A 24,204-nucleotide genomic window follows, 5' to 3' on the forward strand; every position below is an offset into this window, starting at 1 on the left:
GCATGCTGCCTTTTCACGTTCATCCTCTCCCCTACTTCGCAGATCCCACTGTCTTCTTTGCAGCGATCCGCAATGCACCTGGCGCAATCCTGTTCGACTCGGGTCGCCCCACCTCCCAACGAGGCCGTTACGACCTGATGAGCGCCTGGCCGGCAAGAAGCTTCCAGCCATACCAAGATGAGCCAGCAGGAACATTTGCAGAGCGTTTGCGCTCAGCACTCAAAGGTCTGGAAGGCAGGCAACCGGATGAGGCGCTGCCGTTCACAGGCGGGCTCATGGGGTATCTCGGTTATGACTTGGGCCGCACAATGCTGGGGTTACAGACCGCGAGCGACGGACAGATTCCCACTGCCCGCATCGGCCTGTATACCTGGGCCCTGGTTTCAGATCATGAAGTGCGCCAATCCAGGCTGATCTTCAATCCGGCTGTAAAGCATCAGGAGCGCCGACGCATCATTTCGCTGTTTCAGTCGAGCACTGCGACGAAAAAGGATGAGCCCTTCACGCTCCACGCCCGATTCGCGCCGACCATCACCTATGACACTTATAAAAATGCGATCTCCTGCATCCAGGACTACATCGCTGCAGGTGACTGCTACCAGGTAAATTTCACACAGAGGTTTTCCACCAGCTGTTCGGGCAATCCATGGAGTGCCTATCTGGCTCTGCGCAACCACTGCGCACCCCCTTTCGGTGGCTACATCAACCTAGGGGGGCATGACGCAATCATGAGCTTTTCCCCTGAGCGCTTCATTCAGTGCCGCGAAGGGAGGGTTGAGACTCGGCCTATCAAAGGCACCATGCCCAGAGGTCGGACGAGAGCTGAAGATCAGCACTACGCAGACAAACTCGCAGCCAGCGACAAGGACAGGTCGGAAAACCTGATGATCGTTGACCTGCTTCGCAACGATATCGGGAAAAACTGCAGATTCGGCTCAGTTATCGTTCCCGAGCTTTTCAGCATTGAGTCATACCCAAACGTTCATCACTTGGTCAGCAGCATCCAGGGCCTACTGGCAGAGGGCAGAGATCCAATAGATCTGTTGTTCGATGCATTCCCGGGTGGGTCAATCACCGGAGCACCGAAGAAACGTGCCATGCAAATCATCGATGAACTGGAAGCGAGTGAACGCAGTATCTACTGCGGCGCCATGTTCTACCTCGACAGAGCCGGCCATATGGACAGTTCCATCACTATCCGCACCGTGCTCGCCAGCCATGGGACAGTCAGTTGCTGGGGTGGCGGAGGGATTGTGGCCGAATCGACCGCACGGAGTGAGTACCAGGAATCCGTGACGAAGATCCGAAACCTGCTGAAGTGCCTTGAGCGCTATTTCCTGCGGCAATCCGCCTAGCTCACATGGGCAACGGATTCTGTGAACAGGGTGCACTCAGGCAGGGTAATGCCCTTCTTGACTGTCACCTCCCCACACAGTACCGACTGTGCATGAATAGTAACTCCCCTTTTCAGAACCGGGCTTTTGCACGCCCCTACAGGGCTGCGAAGAATACTGACTGCATGCCATAAGGTAACTTCATCCTCAATTACCACGCCGTCATCAATCACAAGCCCCTGCCCATGACGAAGGACGACCCCCTTTCCAATCTGTGCGCCGGGATGAATATCAATACCCCACACCTGAGCCCCCCAGTTCTTCAACATCATGGCGTTATGGTGCTCGCCATTGAGCCAGAGCATGTGGCTGATGCGATAGAGCTGCAATGCCTGGAAGCCCGAGCACGAAGACAACGCGACATACAGGTCGACACAGGAAGGGTCATCTTTCACGAAGCGATCGATGTCCGCCGCGGACTGCGTGGCGATGACCGGCTCAGACCGAAGCAACGCGGTGAGCCAGGCATGAAGCTTGTCACCGCCCAAATGCCTCAGACTGAAACCAAGGTTGGCGCCCAAGGCTGCCTCGAAGCAGTCATGTTCAAGAACGCGATACTCCACGTTCCAACGCATAACGGGATTCCAGCCTGCAAACTGCTCAGCCTGCTGCCTAAGCGTACGCCATACCTTGCTCATGGTGCCTCATCAATGTCGAAGAGTTGGCGCATGATGGTTTAAGGTGAGGGTATTGCTCCAGCACAATATAGATAATGTTTTCTAACGTACTACTTAAGAAGAATTAAGTGAAGGTACATGGCTACTTCTACAAACCCAAAGTTGCGTCCTGGAGACCTGCCAAAATGTTCTTCGACCGGCCTGAGAGTTATGCGTAGCCTGGCAGGATTTTCATCTGACCAGTCTGGGTCGTAAGCTGCCGCTCGCGACTGACCGCTATCGACCCATAGCGGACATCGAGTGGAAATGAATTGGGTACTTTCGCGACCTTGTGCAGCGAAAGCCGCAAAGCGGCCTCACTATATGTGCATTCACGCATGATAGTGGGGCTGCTGCTCGGCCTATCGCCACACAAGATCGCTGCTGCAGAGGTGCACGCTTTGGTGGCAACGGATTTACCAGTTGTAGGTAACGGTCCCGTACACAGTGCGCTGCTGCCCATATTGGCAACCTACGTTGCTGAAGCACCCTGCCACGTAGTCCTCGTCGAACAGGTTGGTAGCATTCAACGACACCTCCAGCCCGTCCAGCGACTTGTCCACCTTGCCCAGACTGTAGGCCACCAACGCGTCAACCACGGTATAGCTGTCAACCTTGAAGCTGTTGGCTGTATCGCCATAGGTGCTGCCAACGTAGCGAGCGCCGGCGCCCAGGCGCATTCCTTCCATTAGGCCGCCCTGGAAGGTGTAGTCACCCCAGATCGAGGCCATGTGCTCGGGAATGCGGAATGGCGTGTTGCCCTTGTTTCCGGCCTCCGATTTGGTCACCTCAACATCGTTCCAGGTGTAGCTGCCGATCACATTGAAGCCTTTGGCAATTTCGGTCTTGCCCTCTAACTCCACGCCTTGGGAGCGCACCTCGCCTTCCTGGCGGGAGAAGCCGTTGATGTTTTCGGTGGCGTTCTGTTTGGTCAGGTCGAAGACCGCCAGGGTGTACAGGCTGTTGGAGCCTGGCGGCTCGTACTTCACACCTATTTCGTACTGCTTGCCGATCTCGGGGGCGAGCTGTGAGTTGTCAGCCGTCATACCCATGACTGGCAGGAACGACTCGCTGTAGCTGGCATACGGGGCGATGCCGTTCTCGAATAGATAGACGATGCCTGCACGGCCGCTGAACTTCTCATCCTTCTGGGTCTGCGGGTCGCGGTCATCTTTCTGGTTGCTGGCCCAATCGTAGCGCCCCCCGAGCAGGAATACCCAGTTATCCACCTTTAATTGGTCCTGCAGGTACCCACCTGTCTGCGAAAGCCTTTGCTCGTAGCTCGCGCGGTTGAACGGAATGAAGCTCAGTGGCTGGCCGTAGACCGGGTTGAACACATCGAAGGTGCCGTTGAGCAGGTTAAGCGCCTGGTCCTGGTCGAATTTGCCGTTGTTGTAGTCCACGCCGGTCAACAAGGTGTGCTCCACGGCGCCGGTGGCGAAGTTAGCCTGCACCTGGTTGTCCATGGTGAACAAGCGGCCGTCGCCCTTGCGCTCGTCGGCGTAGCGCATGTACTCGTTGCCCACCGGCATGAGCAGAGCGATTTCCGCGCTGGACTGGCGGTAGTCGCTGTAGCGCACGTTCTGGCGCAGGGTCCAGACCTCGTCCAGATGGTGCTCGAACACGTAGCCCAGCGACGTCTTCTCGTTGGTCATGAAGTCGTAGGCACTGTCACCGACGTAGGTGTCACGGTCCAGACGGCCACGTGGGTCATGGAACACGGTGCCCTGAGCGGGCAGCGGGTTGGCGAAGTTGCCGGTCTGTTTCTGGTACTCGGCCAGCACGGTCAGCTCGGTGTCGGCGTTGGGCCGGAAGCTGATGGCCGGAGCCAGGTATTCGCGACGGTTGGTGATGTGGTCGGCCTGGGCATCGGCCTCGCGGAACAGGCCGGTCAGCCGGTAGCTCCACACGCCCTCCTCGTCCAGCTTGTCACCCAGGTCGAAGGCTGCCTGTTTGTAGTCGTGGTTGCCCGCCTGCAACTGCACCTGACGCAGCGGCTCGGTAGTCGGACGCTTGCTCACCAGGTTGATCTGGCCACCGGGGTCGGAGGCGCCATACAACACCGAGCTGGCCCCGCGCAGCACTTCGATACGCTCCAGGCCGTAAGGCTCGGGGGCATCCCAACCGAGGAAGTCCGGCAGGAACGTGCGGGTGCCATCGCGTAACATGCGCCCAGTGCCCTGCTGGAAGCCGCGGATGGTGAGCTGATCGGTCACGAACTGTGGGCCAGCCAGCTCGGCGTTGATGCCTGGCGAATAGCGCAAAGCCTGGGCCACCGTCTTGGGCTGCTGGGTCTGGATCTGTTCACGGGTCACCACCGACACCGAATAGGGCGTCTCGAGGATCGGCGTGTCGGTCTTGGTGCCGGCCGAGGCACGCTTGGCCACATAACCGTCGTCCGGAGTAACCGAACTATAGGCTTGGCCAAGAATGCTGGTGCTCGGCAGTAACCTCGCCGCGTCATCACTGCTGCCCTGCAAGGTTACGTGGTTGCCTTCGATGCTGTAGGCGATCGAGGTGCCCTGCAGCAGCTGGCGCAGGGCCTGCTCCGGCTCCATCTGCCCCGACACGCCGCTGCTGCGCAGGCCCGAGACTGTGTCCTGGTTGTAGACGATCTGCAGGTTGGCCTGGCTACCAAGGTCCGACAACGCTGAAGCCAGAGGTTTGGCTGGAATGTCGATTTGCACGGGCTTTGCCTGCGCCGGCAACGCGGCAGTAATGGTCAGCCCCAGCGTGGCGGCGGCGATACAACGGCGCAGCCGGTGTGCTGTGTGATTCAACAAGAAGGCGCTCATGATGATCCTGATGATCCTGATGATTATGGTTATGTTGGCATGTTGATGGGGTTCTGGCGCCCGGCCAGGACAGGCCACGCAGCGTTCCAGCGGCAGCGCTCACCCAGGCAGCAGCGCTGGGCTGCGAAGCGACAGGCTGGGGGCTGCCGCACTTGGGTCCATTCATGAGTGCTCATCGTCGTGGGCTCTAGGCGGGTCTTGCCTAGATGACGAATGAGGTTTTTTTTTGTTCAGAAATTTTCCGAGATTGCTGTCAGGGCTATAGCAAGAGACTCGCAAGTGTCAGAAGAGGACGTTTGAAGGAACACCATGACTGGTTGGCAGGAACGAACGCCGCAACCGAGGAGATCAGCGCGACGAAATCATGATCACGCCGTCACCTCGGCGCAATTTCACCGGCAGCACCCGTGGCAGGGCATCAACCAACTGGACAAGGTCACCGGTGTCGTAGATGCCACCGAAGCGCAGCTCGCCGGCCGGGCTGCTGGGGTCTAGCTGCAGCGGTACATCGAGGTAACGATTGATCTGCGGCAAGGCATCGCGCAGGCTGATGTCGTCCAGTACCAGCTTGCCGTTGCGCCAGGCCTGCGCACGGGTCGGGTCGGTGCGCCCCAACTGCGGCGTGCGCCCATGGCGCACCACCGCCTGCATGCCTGCAGTGAGATCAGCCCCCTGGTTACGCCCCTCGCCGCCGTCGGTACGAGACACCAGAACGTTACCCTCGGTGACTGTAACGATGGTCTGTGCCTCAGCGGTCCATACATTGAAATGGGTGCCAGTGACCCGCACGTGGGCGTTGTCAGTGCTGATCATGAAGGGCTTGTCGAGGTCGCGGCGCACATCGAAGTAGGCCTCTCCGTCGTGCAGCAGCACCTCGCGCTGGTCGCGATAGCCCAGGTACAACAGGCCAGTGCGGCGGTTCAGCTCCACCTCGCTGTGGTCCGGCAACCGCACCTGGCGCCGACTTTCCTCGGCAATGTAGTAATGCACACTGCCCGGCAGTACACCCCAGGACCAGCCTGCCGCCCAGACACCTCCCACGGCCAGCAGCAAAACCGCGGCCCGCGCCACCCACGCGGCTGGCCGGCGTCGGCGGGCAGACGACGCCATCGGCGTGGAGTGACGCGGTGGCAACTGCTCGCTGACCTGCCATACACGACACATCTTTCGGTATTCCTGGGCATGCACCGGGTCGGCATCGTGCCAGCGCAAGAACTCGGCGCGGTCGGCATCGGTGCACTCATCAAGATGCAAGCGCACGCACCAGTCGGCGGCCATTTCGATGGGTGTCTTTCGGGCTTGGGAAGGGGTTGGCATGTACGGTTGACGGTGAAGAAATTTCGTCAAGCTTACTCCATGTGACCGCCTTGTGCCTGCGGACCCACTCTGCGTATTTAAGAATCAACCCGGACATGGCGTAGTCGCTCCGCCTGCCAAGGCGCCGCCGCAGCCACCATGCTCATCTGATGACCTGTTCTGGTCGCTTGTCCGCGCCTTGCACTGATGTCTAAGTGCGATTCTTGACCATGAATAAGTACGAAATATTTTCCGGAGACTTGCCCCTGTCCGTTTATAAGATTGTGCAGGCGAGAAGTTGAGAGTTGTTGCAAACAATTCTTAGTAATACTAGATTCTCCGACCTTGCTACCAGACTTCACGAATGGATCAGGTGCCTCATGCAGAAACACGGTGCAGCCCAGAGTGGGCCCACATTGCTTGACGTGTTCTCTGAACAGCGTTCACGCCTGATCGGGCTTGCCGCGAAGATCATTGGCTGCCGCAGTCATGCTGAGGACATCGTTCACGAGGCATTCATGAAAGTGGACGATGCTGCCGGAGAGGAGCAAATCCACTCCCAGGCGTCCTACCTCACGCGGGTAGTGCGCAACCTGTCGATCGATCATTACCGCCGACGCCAGTTCGAAGAACGGCTGATGTGCAGCGACGCCGACAGCAGCGAATCGCCGGTTATATTCGGTGAAACCCCAGAGGCACTGGTATCGGATCAGCAAGTGCTGGAACGCGTCTCCGGAGCCCTTGCCGACCTGCCCGAGCGCACCCGCAAGGCTTTTGAGATGTGCAGGATCCATGGCATGACGCAACGGGAGATCGCCAAGATCCTCGACGTGTCGCCATCGCTGGTAAATGCAATGATCCGCGATGCATTGCAGCATTGCCGGGAGAAGGCGCTGTAATTATCACGATATCAGAAGCGAACACGAGGGCCGCTCATAGAACCCTTCGTACGGCAGGATGCTAGAAAGGAACGCGCTGAGCTTTAGGCGATCGATGTTTAAGGCGTTTTTGACGCCACATCCGAACTGCGCCAACGATTATCAGCGGCAACCCCAGTGCGAGCCAAGACACGACGTCGTAAACCCCATCGCCCAGCAATGCCGACAACACCCCCAACACTGCCGCCAGGCCGATCAGCAGCGGCCAGCGAAAGATCATCCATAGCCCGCGCCTCATGCCTTTGCCTCATGCTCTACTACCGGTTCGGCTCCCGGCACCAAACGACGGCGCCCCCACCACAGGTAAACGCCGCTGCTCAAGACCACGATGGCGATCATATCGAGCACCGCCCATACGAACTTCAATGGCAAACGTCCGTAATCACCGAAATGCAGCGGTTGCGAGATCAGCAGCGCACGCACATACAGCGGCATGTCACGCATGTCGGTCAGTTGCCCGGTCTGGGCGTCGATCAATGCTGGCTTGAGCAGCTTCGAACTCACCGGGGTTTTGCCACGCATGAACACCGCATAATGGTGCTGGCTGCTGAACAGGGTGCCGGGAAACGCGACGAAAACTGGCTCCAGTTCAGGTGCTGCGGCCCGCGCCGTCTCTAGCGCCGCGTGCAGCGAGCCGAGTGTTTTCAGCGGCGGCGCGTTCTTGTATGGCGCAGTCATCTCGGCCAATTGACCGTTCTGCCAGAGCCCCACGATAGGCAGCGCCAGGGTATTGATAACCCCAGTCACGCCCACCACCATCACCCATACCAGCGTTACCATGCCCAATACATTGTGCAGATCGAGCCATTGCAGCCGGCGGCTGCGGCCGGTGCGCACGGTGGCGAATTCCAGCTTGCGCATGAACGGCGTGTAGACAATCACGCCCGACACCAGCGAAGCCACCAGCAATATCCCCATCGTACCCAGCAGCAAATAGCCAGGTAGCCCGATGAACAGATCGGTATGCAGGCGTAGCACCACATCCATGAATCCAGTTTCGGGCGCCTCGGGGGCAAACAGGTCGCCGCTGCGCTTGTCGAACAAGTGCACATGGCCGTCCAGCGGCGGCGGTATCAAGGTCTTTCCAGTGAACACCGCACCGTAGGTGTCGTCCGGATCCAGCCCGACAAACCGCACCACCTCGTCTGGGCGCGCAGCGAGCGCCCCGGCGATGACCTTGTCGTAATCGATGGCTCGCGCACCGACGGGCAGCGCCTTGGGCGCCGGGTGCGAATCGAAGACCGCCTCGATTTCCTCGTGGAAGATCAGCGGCATGCCAGTCAGGCACAACAGGAGCAGGAACATGGTGCAGACCAAGCTTGTCCACTTGTGCACCAGATACCAGAACTTGAGGGCTTGGCGGGTCATTCGCAGTGATCCTTCGGCATTCCATATGTTAACGAAGTGTGCAGGGTACTGCCCGTCCATACAGGGCGCCAGTTGATCCTGAGGCAAGCGGTGATTATGGAACGCCCCCAACGGCAGCTATGGGTCGATAGCTGCCGTTCGTGACAAACGGCCCCATACGAATGCAGCCCCACCCTGCTCCAGGCCACCCGCCATGGAGATACACTGAAGTCTTGTATGCGCCACCTCGACAGCTGTCAAAAATCGCCATTCTCGATCGCGCATCCTGCTGCGGGTATCAGAGGGTATTTCTGGGGGTACATTTCTCCTTCTTCACCAAAGAAATACCGCCCTAGAGCCCTGTCCAAATGTTTTTTGGCGACCCTGACAGCCTCTAGGGCTTTGTCCTAGACCGCCTGAAGTCGGCCGATTGCTGCCTGTGTCCATCGGCAGAAATCGGACAAATGCAGCCGTTTGAGAATGGCCCGAGGCAATTCTAAGTCCTCGGTCAGTGGGTACTTGCTCGCCGTTTCAGCTCTTCCAACCTCCCCGACAACGCATCCCTATACTTGCCTGCCTGGCACGACTCAAGCGCTGCCTCCGTTTGCGCGATCGCAGCGTCTGTCGCGCCCAATGCTTCGTGACATTTACTGGATCGTGTCCCAGGAGGTGGTGTAACTCATCCGGATGTGCTTCCGAGCTTTCACTCTGCTTATGCTTGGTCAGCAGAAAACCAAGATTGACCAAGTAAGGATTATTCCTTACCCTCCAATAAATACATCCGGGAGAACGCACATGCCTGCCATCCACGAAATCGCAACGCTAACCTCGAAGGGGCAGATCACACTGCCCAAATCCGTTCGCCAGCTTTTGGGCATAGACACTGGAGGCAAGATCGCATTCGACGTACGCGGGGGCGAAATCGTGGTCAGCCGCGTAGAGACCACCCACGAAGACCCTGCCATCGGTGCATTCCTGGGTTTGCTAGAGGCTGATATCCGAAGCGGACGCAACCTCACCACCCTGCCGGAAGACTTGGCGCACACCATGCTCGCCAACGCAAACCACTCCGTAAACCTGGACGAAGATATCGATGGTGAGGTCGCGCTCTGATGCTGCGACATGGCTGGACACTGTTGTTCCATGAAGGTGTGATTTTACAGCTACGCAAATTGCAAGAAGCCGCCGCCCGGGCCGAGCAGAACGACCCGCAAGGTTTTGAAAGCAACGCCAACGTGAAGCTGTTTCGGGCATTGAGCCATCTGATCCTGGAGGCTGTGCCTGCCGATCCGGGCCGTGATGAGTTCCGCCAAGGCAATACGCTGGGCACCGCCTACCGACATTGGCGCCGTGCAAAAATCGGCAGGCGCTTTCGGCTATTCTTTCGCTATGACTCAAGGTCCAAAGTCATCGTCTATGCAGGGGTCAAAGACGAAAACACGCTACGCTCCGCAGGCAGTAAATCCGATCCCTAAGCCGTATTCGAGAAGATGCTGGGCCGCGACAACCCTGCTGATGACTGGGATGCGCTGATTACTGCAACGCGAAGCGATTGGGAAGAGGCCAACCCATAGATTGCCGCAAAAAGTCTGGCCTGACTGTCGAGTGTGAGGTCCTGCACGGGTTCATCGAAGAAGTGTTCACACCAAGCACGCAGTCTCGCGGGGTGTGGCACCGCTACGAACGCGTTGATCCGCTGCGCCGTTTCCAGCTCGCGCAACAAGCCGGACACCACGGTCATCTGGCAGGGGTCGACCTGCGAGCTCAGCAGGTGCGCAGGGAGACATCGCCTCCCATACGGATCTCCAGGCTTACCCCGCTGGAACCCACAGCGCGTGGCCGTAGGAGATCACCCACCTGCCGCCGTCGCTGCTCACTCGCATCACACCTCTGGCGGCGTAGATCAGCTGATCATCGGCGTGGCAGTGGTTGGCCACCACCTCACCGTGCCCATAGTCCATTCCTAACGCTTCCATGCCGCGAGTGCCCTTGCGGGGCAAGCAAGCGCCCACAATCTTGGATGACCTTACTTTTCGTACCAAACCTGGTACTTCATCGCCAGCAACGATAAATCGGGCTGTCCGCCGGGCGAGCTCGCGGGCTTCCTTCAAGCAAAGCCTGGCTCGAGGTATCGCATCAGACGCGCTCGAAGGCCAGTGCCAGGCCCTGGCCGACCCCTACGCACATCGTTGCCAGGCCGCGTCGGCCGCCCTGCTTTTCCAGGGCGTGTATGGCGGTCATCACCAGCCGTGCACCGCTCATGCCCAGTGGGTGACCGAGAGCGATAGCGCCGCCATGCGGGTTCAGCTGCAAGGCATCGTCGGCAATGTTCAATGCCCTGGCCACCGCGAGGCTTTGGCTGGCGAACGCCTCGTTGAGCTCTACGACATCGAAGTCGCCAATTTCGAGTTCAAGTCGGGCAAGCAGTTTCTGCACGGCAGGCACAGGCCCGATACCCATGACCCGTGGCGCAACCCCCGCGCTGGCCATGCCCAGCACGCGTGCTCGTGGGGTGAGGCCGTGGCGCTCGACCGCAGCTGCGCTGGCAATGAACATGGCGGCAGCGCCATCGTTCACACCCGATGCATTGCCTGCGGTCACGGTGTTGCCTGGCCCGTTGACCGGCTTCAACGCCGAGAGCGTCTGCACGGTGGTTTCCGGGCGTGGGTGCTCGTCCTGTGCGACGATCCGCTCGCCCTTGCGGTGGCGAACGACTACAGGGACGATTTCTTCTGCGAAGAAACCACTGAGCTGGGCCTGCGCCGCGCGTGCCTGGCTACGGCTGGAAAAGGCATCCTGGTCTTCACGGGAAATACCGTAGTGCGCGGCAACGTTGTCCGCGGTCTGGGGCATGCTGTCGACGCCATACTGCTCTGCCATGACCGGGTTGACGAAGCGCCAGCCAATGGTGGTGTCCTCGATGCTCAGCGCACGAGAAAAAGCGGCCTCAGCCTTCCCCATCACAAAAGGTGCTCTGGACATGGACTCGACGCCACCCGCGATTGCCAGCTCCATCTCGCCGCAAGCAATCGCCCGGTAGGCAGTGCCAACAGCGTCGAGCCCTGAGGCACACAGGCGATTCAACGTCACCCCCGCCACAGATTCCGGCAACCCGGCCAGCAGCGCGGCCATACGCGCAACATTACGATTGTCCTCGCCCGCCTGGTTAGCACAGCCCAGGAACACTTCGTCAATGGCCTTCGGGTCGACCCCAGGGTTGCGTTCGATCAACGCTTTAAGAGGAACAGCGGCCAAGTCATCCGTGCGCACGCCCGCCAAGGCACCAGCAAAACGCCCGATTGGCGTACGGACCGCATCGCAAATGAAAACATCACGCATGTGTGTCGTTCCTGTGCAGATCTTGAATCGAATCAGTTGGCTTTGACGACTGGCTTGCCGGCTTCAGCCGGGGTACCCAGCAGGATCGTTGCGGCGCCGGTCAGCATCAGCACGCCATAGGCGGCCTGGGATGCGGCCATGCTGCCGGTAACATCGATCAAAGCGCCCACCAGCGCCGGCATGAACACGTTACCGACACCGGCCAGCGTGGTGACCAAAGCGATGCTACCTGCTGCTGCCTTACCGGTGAGCAGGCTGCCGGGCAATGTCCAGAACGGACCGGTCGCACCCAGAACCGATGCGGTGGCGATAATAAGCAGAATGACCGAGACGGTTGTGCTGGGTTGCAGGATGGCCAGGGTCAACCAGCCTAGCGCCGAGATACTCAAGCAGACCGCAACATGCCAGCGGCGCTCCATGACCTTGTCCGAATGCTTGCCTACAAGATACTGAGCGATCACGCCGACCATGAAAGGAAGCGCCGACAGCAGACCAACATGGAAAAGGTCGGTAATGCCAGTTTTACGAATGATGGTCGGCACCCAGAAAGCAGCTGCAACCGCGCCACTGAAAACGGCCAGCGCGGTGAAGGCCAAAACATACACACGCTTGTCCCGGAGCGCGCCCCAGAGGGAATGGTGTTCATTGGCGTTGCTGGTGTCATCTGCCGCCAACTCGTCGAGGATGACCTTGCGCTCTTGCTCGGAAAGCCACTTGGCTTCTTTGGGCGAGTTGTCCAGCAGCAGGTAGGTGCCGACGCCCATCACGCAGGCCGGCAGACCGGCGACCAGAAACAGAATCTGCCATCCCTTCAGGCCAAACAAACCGTCCATGTGCTGCATGATGCCGCCCGCCAGCGGGCCACCGATCATGCCTGAAATAGGGATCGCAGCCATGAACATCGCCGTTACGCTCGCTCGACGGTTACGCGGAACCCAAAGCGTCAGGAACAGCAACACACCCGGGAAGAATCCCGCTTCGGCCACACCCAGCGCGAAGCGCAGGATGTAGAACATGGTCTCACTTTGCATCATCGAGAATGCCGCACAGGCGATACCCCACATGATCATGATGCGCAGCACCGTCTTGCGGAAACCGATGCGCTGCAGCATCAGGTTGCTGGGGATCTCGAAAAGGATGTAGCCGACAAAGAAGATGCCGGCACCAATGCCGTACACCATCTCGCCGAAACCAAGGTCAGTCATGAAGCCGAGCTTGGCAAAGCCGATGACGTTCCGGTCAATCAGTGCCAAGACGTAGCAGATCATGAGCAGTGGCAGGATCTTCCATTTCACACGAGCGAACGTCCGCTGGGCGAACTGTTCGTCGGTGAAAGCCTGGACGGCATCTGCACTTTCGCGCGCTGTGATCATTGTGGGTTGCCCTGTTGTTGTTATCGGTTTTGCCATCACATGAGCGTGCCGCTCAGTGTACGGCTATCAGCCAAGCCCTGGGCGCTTGCTGTGGCCACATGAGACCGCTGGACGACCTAAAAGTCAATAGGTCATTTTTATAGCCTATTGACTTTTAGGCCGTCCTCGCCGGTAATTGTGGCGGGCTGACTCAATGTCAGCTGACAGAAATGCCCCCACATAGGACAGGTAACAATGACAACAAACCTGAACCGGCAGCTGCTGACGCTGACCACGCTCACCTTCGCCGTTTCATCAGGCGTACAAGCCGCTTTTCTCGATGACAGCAAGACCTCGGTCGATTCCAGAACTTTCTACTTCCAGAACGATTACCGCGACGGCAGCGGCCAGAACCGCGTTGAGGAAAGTGCCCAAGGCCTGACCTTTCGCTTCCAGTCCGGCTACACGCAGGGCGACATCGGGCTGGGCCTGGATGCTGCACTGATGTACGGCTTCAAGCTCGACTCAAGTCCAGAGCGAAGCGGCTCAGGTCTTCTACCGCGCGACGCCGAGAGCCGCCCGGGTCGCCCCAGCTATGCCCGCGAGTCCCAGGACGAATACAGCAAACTCGCGCTGACAGCGAAGCTCAGGCTCTATCAGGACACGGAAGTGCTGGTCGGTACCATCAGCCCGAGCCTGGGCGTGTTGCAACCCAGCACCACGCGGCTCTTCCCTCAAGATTTCCGCGGCACCCAGGTGACCAACACCTCGATAACCGGGCTGACGCTGCGGGCCGGCAAGCTCGACCGGGCCCGTCATCGGGACTCGACCGATTACCAGGGCATCGGTATCGCCTACGCAAACGGGCAGTACCCACGCACCGATAACCGGGATTTCAACTATGCCGCAGCAGACTACGCAGTCAGCAAGGATGTAGTGCTCAGCTATAACATCGGTGAGCTGGAAGACGTCTATCGCCAACACTTCATCGGCATCAAAGGCAAATTCCCGGCGGGGCCGGGGCGCTTCGTCAGCGACGTCAGGCTGTTTGCTTCAGAGGAAGCTGGCGCCGGCGACGCCGGCACTATCGACAACTGGGTCTACAGCGGGCTGTTCGGCTATGAGTGGAACGGCCACACGCTGCAGGCCGGCTATCAGAAAGTCGATGGCAAAGGCGCATACCCTCAGCTGGAGAGTACTGCCACCTACCTGCACACAGAGATGATGATCACCAACTTCGCCAAGCAGAACCAGGCTTCATGGCTGGCGCGCTATGACTACAACTTCGCTGCTGCAGGCCTTCCCGGGCTGATCCTTACCGTGCGCTATGTGAAGAGCGACGACGCCCAGGTCGTGGGGTTCCAGCAGGAAGGCCGCGAGCGTGAAATCGATACCGATATCGGCTACGTGGTGCAAAGCGGCACGTTCAAAGACCTCGGCGTGCGTTGGCGCCATGGCGTGATGCGCAGCAATTACCAGCGTAACAGCGAACAGGATCGCCTGATCGTCGACTACAGCTTCAAATTCTAAACAAGCGCATTCCACCCTCTCCCCACTCCGGCCCACCCTCTGTCGGGTGGGCTGCAGAGGCGTCCTCCACAACCGGAAGCTGTTCAATGAAACTGTCGAAATTAGTCGCGCCCTTGGGCGTCTTGTGCGCAGTAGCGCTCGCTCCTGCCGCCTGGTCGCAGGACAACATCGCACACCGTACAGTCCAGAATGCCGAGGCAACCATCGCGTACTCGGTACAGGGCCAGGGGCCGCTGGTGATGATCCTCGCATCCACTGGCCGAGGTAGTGCCGAATTCGCCCCATTGGCCGAGCAGCTGGTGCGCCGCGGCTATCGCGTGGTCTTACCCGAGCCCAGGGGTGTGGCAGGCAGTAAAGGGCCAATGAAAAACGTGACTTTCCATGACTTCGGGGATGACTTCGCCAAAGTGATTGCCGCCGAAGGCGGCCCGGCAATCGTTGCCGGGCATGCGTACGGGCAGTGGATCGCCAAAACCATCGCCAGCGATCACCCACAGGCTGTCCGCGGGATCGTGCTGCTCGCCGGTGGTGCGCGTCAGTGGCCAAGCGAGCTATCAGATGCCATCACCCGGATCAACTCCGAGCAAACGTCCCAAGATGAAAAGCTAGCCGCGTTGCGCCTGGCGTTCTTCGCCGAAGGCAATGATCCCCGCCCCTGGCTTACGGGGTGGCACCCGCAAGTCACCTTGAGCCAGCGTGAGGCACGTGCCAATACTCCCAAAGAAAGCTATTGGGCAGGCGGGACCGCTCCGATTCTGGACTTGCAGGCTGACGCAGACCCGTTTCGGCCCGAGCGCTCCCGCATGGAAACCAAAGAGGAATTCGCAGACCGTGTGACAATCAAGGTCATCCCCCATGCAAGCCATGCGCTGCCGGCGGAGAAGCCTTTGGAAACCGCCGATGCCATTGCCGATTGGGCTGATGGGTTGCCTGAGTAACGTTAACGAAAAAAAGGGAGATCATCGATGATCTCCCTTTTGTTTACCCCGTCTGATCAGCGACCGACAAACACCGGCGCCCGCTTCTCCACGACGGCCCGGGTCGCTTCACGGGCATCCTCTGTGGCCATCAGGCGCGTACTGTAGCCCTGCTCTACCTGATAACCCTCTTCAACCTGCATGAACTCGATCTCATTGAGCGATGCCTTGCCCATGCGCAAGCCCAGTGGGCTCTTGCTTGCGATCAGTCGAGCCAGCTCCAAGGCTCGTGACATCAAGTCCTCGTGCGCCAGAACCTCTTCTACCAAGCCAATGCGCAGCGCCTCTGCTGCATCGATCGGCAACCCGGTAAAGAACATCTTGCGCAGGTTGCCCTGCCCGATCAAACGCCCAAGGTGCGCGCCGCCACCACAGCGCCCAACGTTGATCTCCGGCATGCTGAACTTTGCCCGCTGCGAAGCGAGGCGGATATCACAAACCGCCGCAAGGACCGTTCCGGCGCCCAACGCAGGGCCATTCACCGCAGCGATCACCGGCACTGCACACTGGCGTACCGCCGCGAAGCATTGCCGCACTACAGCCGCACGCGCAGGGTCTTCATCGACGGTCGCGGCGAGGAACTCGTGCAGATCAAGGCCGGCACAGAAGGCCCGATCACCGGCGGCGGTAAAAATCACGCAATTGACCGCCGGGTCATCACCCAGCCGGGTGAACAATTCGCCGATAGCCTGGTAGTGGGCCAGGGTGATTGCGTTCACCGGCGCACGGTCCAGCGTGACTACCGCCACGCCATCGTTGATCTCAAGCTTCAAGTCTTGCATCACACGCTTCCTTCACTATCGAAACCGAAAAGATGGGCAGGGTTGTCCACCAGAATCTGACGAATGAGTGCATCGTCCCCTACCCAGTTCATGAACACGTCCAGCAACTGCCCAACATCCGGCGATTGCTCAGCCATGCGCACAAAGGGCCAGTCAGATCCCCACAGCAATCTGTCTGGCCGCTTGTTCACCAAGGCCTGATGAAATGGCTGCAGCTCGTCGTACGCAGGCGACTGCCGGGACACGCGGCACAGCGACAGCTTCGTCCAGACCTGGCCACTTTCGAACAGGCTCAAAAAGCGCTGGAAGGCCAGCCCTTCGACACCTGCCGCCACATCGAACTGCCCCATGTGATCGAACACGATCGGCATGTCGAGGTCCTTGATCGATTCAAAGACACCCGGGCAGTCCTGGGCCTTGGCCCAGATATGAGCGTGCCAGCCCCGCTCACGCATGCGTGGGGCCAATTGGCGCAGCGTATCGACGCCAATGCTGCCTGCGTAGCGTTTGCCACTGCTGGGGTCGAGCATCTCAATGAAGCGCAACCCGCGTACACCCGCTCGATGCAGAGCATCAAGGGAGGCATCGCTGATGCCCGCATCGGCTACGGCAATACCTCGCGCCCGGCCAGCCAGCTCACCAAGGGCATTGATCAGGGCGCGAGTATCGGTGCCGTAAGGTGCCGGTTGAACGAGCACGCCCCTGTCCAGTCCGACGCTGTCCAGCATCTTTTGATAAACCCCAGGCGCCGCCAACGGGATGGCATACGTGGCCGGGCCAGGGGGAAAGGTGTCGAGCGGGCCGAATACGTGGCTGTGCACGTCACATGCGCCCGCTGGCACGCCTCGAGCAGTGTGCACAGGCATGCGCGGTTCGATCGTGTCCATCAGCGCTCTCCCATCGCAGGGTGTGCGCCAGCCTGAAGAACAGCCGGCGCAGGCTCTGTCAGACGCGGTAAACCGCACTGGGTATCGGTTACCACGTGCAGTGGCGAATTGACCTCATCGGGCAGCGGAATACGGTGCACGTTCAGTGTCATGGCAACCAGTGTGTAGTAGCCGATCACCGATGACAATTCGACCACGCCCACCGTCCCCCAGCGCTGATGAATCCGCTCGTACACATCTTCCTGGACGTCGCCATGAAGCTGCATCTGTCGGGTGAAGGTATAAATGTCCCAGGACTCCGGGTCTTCGAAAACCGGCGCCTCACCCGCTGCGATCGCCTCGATGACCTGGCTCTGCAACCCGGCTTTAGCCGCGTCATCGGCGTGAATATGCCATTCCAACTGCCCATTCCAGCGGCGAGCAGTCACCAGGATCGCCAGCTCACTCAGGCGTTTGGGCAACACCGTGTCGTAACGCAGTACTTCCCCCAGGCGCTGCCAGCGGTCAGCCAGCACCGGGTTATGCATGGCAGCCCGCAAAGGCCCCACAAGGCGCCCGCGAGGGCCGCGGACGACCGCTTCATAAACCTCAGCCTGCGCCTCGGACATGGTGCGGGCATCGAACAACGGAATTCTGGCCATGACTCACTCCTGCGAGACGGCGGATGGGACATCTAGCTTGATGCCAAGCTCACGCAACACCTCAGCCGTGTGCTCGCCCAACAGGGGCGGTGCACGGTTGAAATCCAGGCTGGAATTGCGCATGCGGATCGGACTGACCACTTGCGGAACCACGCCTGCCAGGGGGTGGGGAAGCTCGCGCAGCATTTCTCGTGCCTGGACCTGCTCGTCGGCGAATACCATGGGCACCGTATTGATCGGGCCGCACGGCACTTTTGCCGCTTCCAGCGCGCGCAGCCATTCCTGCAGCGGGCGTTCAGCAAACCGCTCGCAGATGAGGTGCAGCAAGGAAGGCAGGTTGTCGACCCGCGCCTGATTGGTGGCATAGAGTGGATCGTCGGCCAGTGCTGGCTCTGCAATGACTTCGCAGAAGCGCCGGAATTGCCCATCGTTGCCCACCGCCAGAACGATATGGCCATCAGCGCACTTGAATACGTCTTGTGGCTGGATGTTCGGATGGCGATTGCCAGCGCGCTGCGGGGTCTTACCGGATACCAGGTGGTTCATGGCCTGGTTCGCCAGTACCGCCGTCTGTACATCCAGCATGGCCAGGTCGATGTAATCGCCCTCACCGGTGCGGTCGCGGTGGGCCAATGCAGCCAGAACCGCTACGGTGGCATACATGCCAGTCATGATGTCGACAATCGGGATGCCGACTTTCTGCGGGCCACCACCAGGGAGGTCATCTCGCTCCCCTGTCACGCTCATCAAGCCACCCATGGCCTGAATCATGAAGTCGTATGCGGCGTTGTCACGCTTGGGGCCGGTTTGACCGAACCCGGTGATGGAGCAGTAGATGATATCGGGCTTTACCGCTTTAAGATCATCGTAACCAAGCCCGTAGCGGCTCAAGGTACCGACCTTGAAGTTCTCCAGGACGATATCCGACGCGGCAGCGAGTTCCCTGACCACCTGCTGCCCTGCCGGGTCCGCGAGGTCGACGGTGACCGAACGTTTGCCACGGTTCACGCAGAGGTAGTAGCCGGCTTCTTTCGTCGCGTTGCCTGCTTTGTCTTTTAGGAAGGGAGGCCCCCACGTACGGGTGTCATCACCGACGTCGGGGCGCTCGACTTTGATTACATCAGCGCCAAGGTCAGCCAGAACCTGCCCCGACCAAGGGCCTGCCATGATCCGGCTCAGATCGAGAACACGGATATGTGAAAGTGGACCTGCCATGTTATGGACTCCAGAATTAGATGGCGCTGGGCGCATTGTCATCACGAATCGCGGTCGCAACTACGGAGGGTCGCGACTGAAACTGCTGATACCAGTGCGCCAGAGCCGGGTGCCCAGGGCGCCAATCGATGAATGACCAGCGAAAATCCAGCTGGCCGAGCGCACAACCGATAGCGATATGACCTAGCCCGAAAGGTGCAGCTTCAAGCTCTGCAGCCTGGGCTTCCAGGGCCGCGAGCACGGCTTTGCATTTCAAGTTGAATGCATGAAGAAAGGGATCTTCTGGCCAGTCGTAGGGCAAGCCACGGTCGATATACCAATTGCGCCACAGCAACAGCACATCGATGAAACCGTCGCCCAGCGCTTGCCAGATCATGGCTTGCAGATACTGATTACGATCCACTGGGACCAGCCTGGCGCCACTGTGAAGGTCGTCGAGAAAATCACAGATGACGCGCGAGTCGTAGAGTTTGCGGCCATCTGCCAACAGCAGCGTCGGAATCTTGTTCAAAGGGTTATCGTGCATGACCTGCTCATTGAGCTGATTCATACCCACGACATTTCGCACGCAGGTGACGCGGTCGAGAAGACCCGTTTCGTGCAGTACGATCATCACCTTGCGTACGAACGGCGAGCGAGGCGACCAGTGCAGCGTCATTGCTTCGCTTGCACTGCGGGAAGAAGAGGCAAAGGTCACTTTTGATCCTATGTGCTAACTTTATGACCTTTTAAGTATAGACCTATCTGAAACGGGCTTGCCATCCCCTATCCGATGATTTTTTCCTCAGGCTTGAGGAGGTGCGCTCAACCGGCTGGATTCGCGAGCCTCGAAGCCTTGCTGCCACCGGGCAAGCTGGCGATAGTTGTCCCGCCACGGCAAGTCATCGAAACGAACAGCCAAGTAGCCCAGGGCGCAGCCGATCGCGATATGGCCAATACCGTACTCAACCGCGTCCAGTTGCGCGACTTCGTGCTCCAGCAACTGCAGGGTCGACGCGAGCTTGAGCGCGGAGGCCTTCAGAAAGTCCTGTTGCTGTTGAGCCTCGGGCCGCTCACGCTCATGCCGCCAAAGAATCAGCGTGTCACACAAACCATCCCCCAAGGCTTGCCAGCGCAGGGCCTGCCAGCGCCTGTCGGGCTGCTGCGGGTAAAGGCTCGCGCCGTTCCCCAGCGTATCGAGGTACTCACAGATCACTACAGAGTCGAACAAGACCGCGCCGTTACTCAGCTCCAGGGTAGGAATGCGCAACAACGGGTTGATAGCCAGCAGCGCGGGATTGGGCACGTGCCGTGAGACCTTGGTGCGCACGCAGCGCACCTCGTCTGCTAGCCGGTGTTCATGGATCACGCACATGACTTTGCGCACGAAGGGCGAAAGTGGCGACCAATGAAGCGTCATCATGGCAGTCATACGCTGACCTTGACGTCGAGCCTGACCACGTCTCCTCGGTACACGCCATCCCCGACAAAGACCAACCGCCCTTGGTCATCTATCGCAGACCGATAACAATAGGCGACCGGTGCATTGAGCGGGATCTCCAGCGCTTCTGCCGTCGCAAGGTCCGCTGTACCAATGGTGATCGTCTGGTGCACCTCCTTGAGCGTCAGGCCGGGCAGGTCCTTGAGGATTCGCAAGGTGGTGTGGGTTTCGAGCAGTTTCGCCGGAATCTTGCGCACCAGCCGCGAGTCGATGAATGCGTTACCAATGTAATACGGTTTGCCTTCGCGCAGATGGCGACGCCGCCAGCACCGGTATTCCGGCGCCATTTCACCGATTTTGTGCTGCACGTTTACAGGCTGGGCCTTGACGTCGAAAGACAACACCTCTGTCGTGACCCCTTCCGGTGAGAGCAGAAGGCCCGACCAGTCAGTGGGCACTTCACACCACATCTGCTCTTGTGGCTGCTGAATGACGAAGGTGCCCTTGGCACGGAAACGACGTATCAGCTTGTCCTCTTCGAGGATGTCCAGTGCCTGCCGAACAGTTGCGCGAGCCACACTGCACTCCGCTGCCAGGTCATCCACCGTGGGAATCTGCCCCCCTACCGGCCACAACCCCTGCTCGATCCTGCGGCGGAATAAAGTGGCTAGCTGAATGTAACGGGCCACACCACTACGGCTGAAATCAATGCCTGACTTGCTGGCCAATGCATCTAGGTCTTTCATCAATTCGTCTCATCTGTGAGCCCCGCAGGGCATGCCTTGATCGCGCGCCGTCAGTATCGCATAAACCATAGATTTGCATTATTAGCCTTTTGGGCGCAATTAATTCTATAGGTCATCCTATTGACCTTTTAAATCCGGTGTACGTACAGTAGCGCCATCATTCGCACTGTTACACGGATATCACGTATGAGTACCGCACTGAGCACAGCAGCTAGCATCGGCATCATAGGAGCAGGCACGATGGGTGCGGGCATCGTCGCGGTGGCATTACGAGCCGGGCATGCCGTGTACCTGCACGACACCCGCCAACAAGCGCTGACCCAGGGCGCCGAAAGCGTCACCTCATCGCTGGATCGATGGGTCAAGCGCGGGCACCTGACTGGCGATCAAAGGAACGAATGTCTGGCACGACTGACCCTCGCATCCGAGCTGAGCGAACTGTCTTCGTGTTCACTCGTGGTTGAAGCGATCATTGAAAGCCTGGAAATCAAGCAAGAGTTGTTCAGAGCGCTCGAAGCAGTCGTTGGCGAACACGCGATCCTGGCCAGCAACACCTCATCCATCTCGATCACGGCAATCGCGGCAACCTTGCAGAAGCCTCAGCGCATGGTCGGTATGCATTTCTTCAACCCGGCAACGGTGTTGCCGCTGGTTGAGGTGGTCAAAGGCGAAGCCACCTGCCCAACCGTCATAGCGCAGGTCAGTGAACTTGCGATCAAGTGGGGTAAAAGCCCTGTCGAGTGCAAGTCGACGCCAGGCTTCATTGTCAACCGCGTCGCCCGGCCGTTCTACGCCGAAGCACTGCTTGCGCTGGAGGACAGGGTTGCGCCTGCTGCGGTCATCGATGCCGCTTTGCGTGATGCAGGCGGGTTTCGTATGGGGCCGCTGGAGCTGATGGACCTGATCGGCCACGACACCAATTTTGCAGTGACGCGAAGCATCTACGACGCCTTCTTCCAAGACCCCCGCTACCGTCCTTCGCTGATCCAGCAAGCACTGGTAGACGCAGGGTGGCTGGGGCGGAAAACCGGCCGGGGCTTTTACCGATACGACCAGCCGTCGAACCCGAATGAAATCACCTTCGAACCCGCCTGCCCGGCGCCGACCCTGGTGCAGCAATTTGGCGACTTCCCTGGCGCGCAAACATTGCGGCGCTTGGCCGAGCAGCACGGATGCCGCATCGAAAGGCACAACGGCGACGGTTATCTGATGGTTGACGGTGTGCAGGTACGCCCGTCCCTCGGAGTGACCGCTATTGAGATAGCGACCGCTCAGGCACTCGACCAGGTTGTCCTGTTCGACGCCTCCACCAATCTTGAAGCGGCTTCCCTGGTTGTGCTCAGCAGCGCAGACACCTGCAGACGCTCCTCTGTGAACAGCGCGGTCGGCTTTTTCCAGGCGCTAGGCAAGCAGGTGGTGATGATCGACGACGTGGCGGGCATGCTCGTGACACGAACGCTTTGCATGCTTGCCAACGAAGCGGCGCAAGCCGTCAGTCAAGGCATCGCCACTGCTCAGGCTGTCGACCTTGCCATGCTCAAGGGCGTCAACTATCCCGTCGGCCCGCTGACCTGGGCCGACGGCTTCGGCAGCCACAACGTGGTCACAACCCTTGACAACCTGGCCCGGGCTTACCCCGATGGCCGCTACCGCGCCAGTGCGCTACTGCGCCGCAAGGCACTGACCAACACGCCCTGGAACCCACGCTGAATAGAGCCCGCAAATGCCTTCAACAAACCCAGTTCACCAGCAAATTCATCCAGATGGCTACGCCATCATTACCCTCGACCGGCCTGAGCGTCGCAACGCCCTGAACCTGGAAATCAAACACCTGCTCGCCGAGGCCGTAGCGACGCTGGCAGGCGACCCACGCGTTCATGCATTGGTGATCACCGGTGCCGGTGGCTACTTCGTTGCTGGGACAGATATCGCCGAGATGCGTGACATGACCCCCACTCAACACACGGCCCTGCAAACCGGACGCTTGTTCGAAGTCGTCGACCGCTGCAAAAAGCCTGTGATCGCCGCAGTTGAAGGGTACGCCTTGGGGGGCGGCTGCGAGCTTGCCTTGGCGTGCGACATCATCATTGCCTCGCGGACGGCGCGCCTGGGTCAGCCGGAAATCAACGTTGGCATCATGCCAGGCGCGGGCGGTACTCAGCGCTTACTGCGTACTATCGGCAAGTATCGGACAGCGTTGCTGACTCTCACAGGTGAACCTCTCACCGCTGAACAGGCTTTCAATGCCGGCATGCTTTCAGAAGTGTGCGACGAGGGGGCTGCATTGCAGCGCGCGTGTGCAATCGCAGCGCGTATCGCCGGTCAGCCGCCCCTGGCTGTGTTGGCAATCAAGGAACTGTTGTCGACCGGTGAGGATGCGCCCCTGCATGGCATGTTGAAGCTTGAGAGAAGCGCGTTCGTGCAACTGTTCGACAGTGAGGACCAGAAAGAAGGCATGACCGCCTTCCTGGAAAAACGCAAGCCAACTTATCGCGGGCGCTAATGCCGGCTGCACTGGTGGCAGGATCGCATTCGGCCTAAGCGCGGGGGAGTCGTTGCCAGCCGCGTAGACGCCTCCCATGAAGCCCCTGGCATCGGTGCATTCCTGGATTTGCTGGGGCTGATATCCGGAGTGAGCGCAATATCACCACCCTGCCGGAGGACTTGGCGCAAACCATCCGCGCCGATGCGGGCAACGGGGTAAACCTGACTTCAGACCCGTCGTAGACCAGCCTAACGATCAACAACCCGCTTTTTGAACAATCACTCGCTGCTCGTCGCCGAACGCTTTGCAATTGACCTAGGCTCGGTACGAAACCCGTGAAACCTAATCATCGCCTCCAGCGCTGAGATTTTGTATAGTCACGCGCCATTAACGGATGTGGTCTC

The 24,204-nt window shown here is 59.4% G+C and carries 21 protein-coding genes and 1 pseudogene; 8 read left to right on the plus strand and 14 right to left on the minus strand.

Features of this window, described 5'->3' with window-relative positions; all coding sequences use genetic code 11:
* Positions 1–2: 2 nt before the first annotated feature.
* Positions 3–1,355 carry an aminodeoxychorismate synthase component I gene (gene pabB / locus ABRP30_RS15720; RefSeq protein ID WP_349975767.1) on the plus strand — a complete coding sequence of 451 codons (1,353 nt, stop codon included), beginning with the start codon at positions 3–5 and terminating at the stop codon, positions 1,353–1,355.
* On the opposite strand, the gene ABRP30_RS15725 is transcribed toward pabB, so the two are convergent.
* From ABRP30_RS15725 to ABRP30_RS15735, 3 genes are all read right to left on the minus strand, one after another.
* Positions 1,352–2,032, minus strand: coding sequence for a serine acetyltransferase (locus tag ABRP30_RS15725; RefSeq protein WP_349975766.1), 681 nt, complete (start codon positions 2,030–2,032; stop codon positions 1,352–1,354). The two genes, pabB and ABRP30_RS15725, sit on opposite strands and share 4 nt — an antisense overlap.
* Before the next feature lie 434 nt (positions 2,033–2,466).
* Entirely contained in the window at positions 2,467–4,845 is a 2,379-nt protein-coding gene (locus ABRP30_RS15730) for a TonB-dependent siderophore receptor (protein ID WP_349975765.1), read from the minus strand.
* A 348-nt stretch (positions 4,846–5,193) separates the two neighbouring features.
* Positions 5,194–6,123 carry a FecR domain-containing protein gene (locus ABRP30_RS15735; RefSeq protein ID WP_349975764.1) on the minus strand — a complete coding sequence of 310 codons (930 nt, stop codon included), beginning with the start codon at positions 6,121–6,123 and terminating at the stop codon, positions 5,194–5,196.
* Between the two features lie 398 nt (positions 6,124–6,521).
* Here ABRP30_RS15735 and ABRP30_RS15740 point away from each other — a divergent pair, with 398 nt between their 5' ends.
* Positions 6,522–7,040, plus strand: coding sequence for an RNA polymerase factor sigma-70 (locus ABRP30_RS15740; RefSeq protein ID WP_349975763.1), 519 nt, complete (start codon positions 6,522–6,524; stop codon positions 7,038–7,040).
* Between the two features lie 273 nt (positions 7,041–7,313).
* Here the strand turns inward: ABRP30_RS15740 and ABRP30_RS15745 are convergent, their stop codons facing one another.
* On the minus strand, positions 7,314–8,447 hold the full coding sequence (locus ABRP30_RS15745) for a PepSY domain-containing protein (protein ID WP_349975761.1): 1,134 nt from the start codon (positions 8,445–8,447) through the stop codon (positions 7,314–7,316).
* Positions 8,448–9,221: 774 nt separating this feature from the next.
* Between ABRP30_RS15745 and ABRP30_RS15750 the strand changes: the two genes are divergently transcribed.
* A complete protein-coding gene (locus ABRP30_RS15750; RefSeq protein ID WP_267816519.1) occupies positions 9,222–9,539 on the plus strand; it encodes a type II toxin-antitoxin system PrlF family antitoxin in 318 nt (105 codons plus the stop codon).
* Positions 9,539–10,000 (plus strand): annotated as a pseudogene (locus ABRP30_RS15755) (type II toxin-antitoxin system YhaV family toxin). The gene ABRP30_RS15750 and the pseudogene ABRP30_RS15755 overlap by 1 nt, the downstream one beginning before the upstream one ends.
* A 237-nt stretch (positions 10,001–10,237) precedes the next feature.
* Here ABRP30_RS15755 and ABRP30_RS15760 read toward each other — a convergent pair.
* From ABRP30_RS15760 to ABRP30_RS15770, 3 genes are all read right to left on the minus strand, one after another.
* Positions 10,238–10,402 (minus strand): AraC family ligand binding domain-containing protein, encoded by a 165-nt coding sequence (locus ABRP30_RS15760; protein WP_349975760.1) that lies wholly within the window; start codon positions 10,400–10,402, stop codon positions 10,238–10,240.
* A 160-nt stretch (positions 10,403–10,562) separates the two neighbouring features.
* Positions 10,563–11,765 carry a 3-oxoadipyl-CoA thiolase gene (gene pcaF, locus ABRP30_RS15765; RefSeq protein ID WP_349975759.1) on the minus strand — a complete coding sequence of 401 codons (1,203 nt, stop codon included), beginning with the start codon at positions 11,763–11,765 and terminating at the stop codon, positions 10,563–10,565.
* Between the two features lie 32 nt (positions 11,766–11,797).
* Entirely contained in the window at positions 11,798–13,174 is a 1,377-nt protein-coding gene (locus ABRP30_RS15770) for an MFS transporter (protein ID WP_349975883.1), read from the minus strand.
* A 198-nt stretch (positions 13,175–13,372) separates the two neighbouring features.
* On the opposite strand from ABRP30_RS15770, the gene ABRP30_RS15775 reads away from it, so the two are divergent.
* Entirely contained in the window at positions 13,373–14,647 is a 1,275-nt protein-coding gene (locus ABRP30_RS15775; protein ID WP_267816525.1) for an OprD family outer membrane porin, read from the plus strand.
* 86 nt (positions 14,648–14,733) lie between these two features.
* Positions 14,734–15,585 (plus strand): alpha/beta fold hydrolase, encoded by an 852-nt coding sequence (locus ABRP30_RS15780; RefSeq protein ID WP_267816527.1) that lies wholly within the window; start codon positions 14,734–14,736, stop codon positions 15,583–15,585.
* Positions 15,586–15,641: 56 nt separating this feature from the next.
* Here ABRP30_RS15780 and ABRP30_RS15785 read toward each other — a convergent pair whose 3' ends face one another.
* From ABRP30_RS15785 to ABRP30_RS15815, 7 genes are all read right to left on the minus strand, one after another.
* Positions 15,642–16,406 carry an enoyl-CoA hydratase-related protein gene (locus ABRP30_RS15785; RefSeq protein ID WP_349975758.1) on the minus strand — a complete coding sequence of 255 codons (765 nt, stop codon included), beginning with the start codon at positions 16,404–16,406 and terminating at the stop codon, positions 15,642–15,644.
* A complete protein-coding gene (locus tag ABRP30_RS15790; RefSeq protein WP_349975757.1) occupies positions 16,406–17,293 on the minus strand; it encodes an amidohydrolase family protein in 888 nt (295 codons plus the stop codon). The genes ABRP30_RS15785 and ABRP30_RS15790 overlap by 1 nt, the downstream gene beginning before the upstream one ends.
* The gene (locus ABRP30_RS15795; RefSeq protein ID WP_349975756.1) at positions 17,293–17,934 is read right to left on the minus strand and encodes a carboxymuconolactone decarboxylase family protein; all 642 of its coding nucleotides are present in this window, start codon (positions 17,932–17,934) and stop codon (positions 17,293–17,295) included. Before ABRP30_RS15795 ends, ABRP30_RS15790 begins: the two co-directional genes overlap by 1 nt.
* Positions 17,935–17,937: 3 nt before the next feature.
* Entirely contained in the window at positions 17,938–19,149 is a 1,212-nt protein-coding gene (locus ABRP30_RS15800; RefSeq protein ID WP_267816534.1) for a CaiB/BaiF CoA-transferase family protein, read from the minus strand.
* A 16-nt stretch (positions 19,150–19,165) separates the two neighbouring features.
* Positions 19,166–19,846 (minus strand): glutathione S-transferase family protein, encoded by a 681-nt coding sequence (locus ABRP30_RS15805; RefSeq protein WP_349975755.1) that lies wholly within the window; start codon positions 19,844–19,846, stop codon positions 19,166–19,168.
* Between the two features lie 87 nt (positions 19,847–19,933).
* A complete protein-coding gene (locus ABRP30_RS15810) occupies positions 19,934–20,560 on the minus strand; it encodes a glutathione S-transferase family protein (protein WP_267816538.1) in 627 nt (208 codons plus the stop codon).
* Positions 20,557–21,315: a GntR family transcriptional regulator gene (locus tag ABRP30_RS15815; RefSeq protein ID WP_267816540.1), complete on the minus strand. Its 759-nt coding sequence runs from the start codon at positions 21,313–21,315 to the stop codon at positions 20,557–20,559. The genes ABRP30_RS15810 and ABRP30_RS15815 overlap by 4 nt, the downstream gene beginning before the upstream one ends.
* Positions 21,316–21,501: 186 nt before the next feature.
* Between ABRP30_RS15815 and ABRP30_RS15820 the strand changes: the two genes are divergently transcribed.
* Complete coding sequence (locus ABRP30_RS15820) at positions 21,502–23,025, plus strand: 3-hydroxyacyl-CoA dehydrogenase (protein ID WP_349975754.1); 1,524 nt, start codon at positions 21,502–21,504, stop codon at positions 23,023–23,025.
* Positions 23,026–23,038: 13 nt separating this feature from the next.
* Positions 23,039–23,818: an enoyl-CoA hydratase-related protein gene (locus tag ABRP30_RS15825; RefSeq protein WP_267816544.1), complete on the plus strand. Its 780-nt coding sequence runs from the start codon at positions 23,039–23,041 to the stop codon at positions 23,816–23,818.
* The last annotated feature ends 386 nt before the right edge of the window (positions 23,819–24,204 follow it).

This window comes from Pseudomonas sp. WHRI 8519 (genome assembly GCF_040224055.2).
Lineage (GTDB): Bacteria > Pseudomonadota > Gammaproteobacteria > Pseudomonadales > Pseudomonadaceae > Aquipseudomonas > Aquipseudomonas putida_X.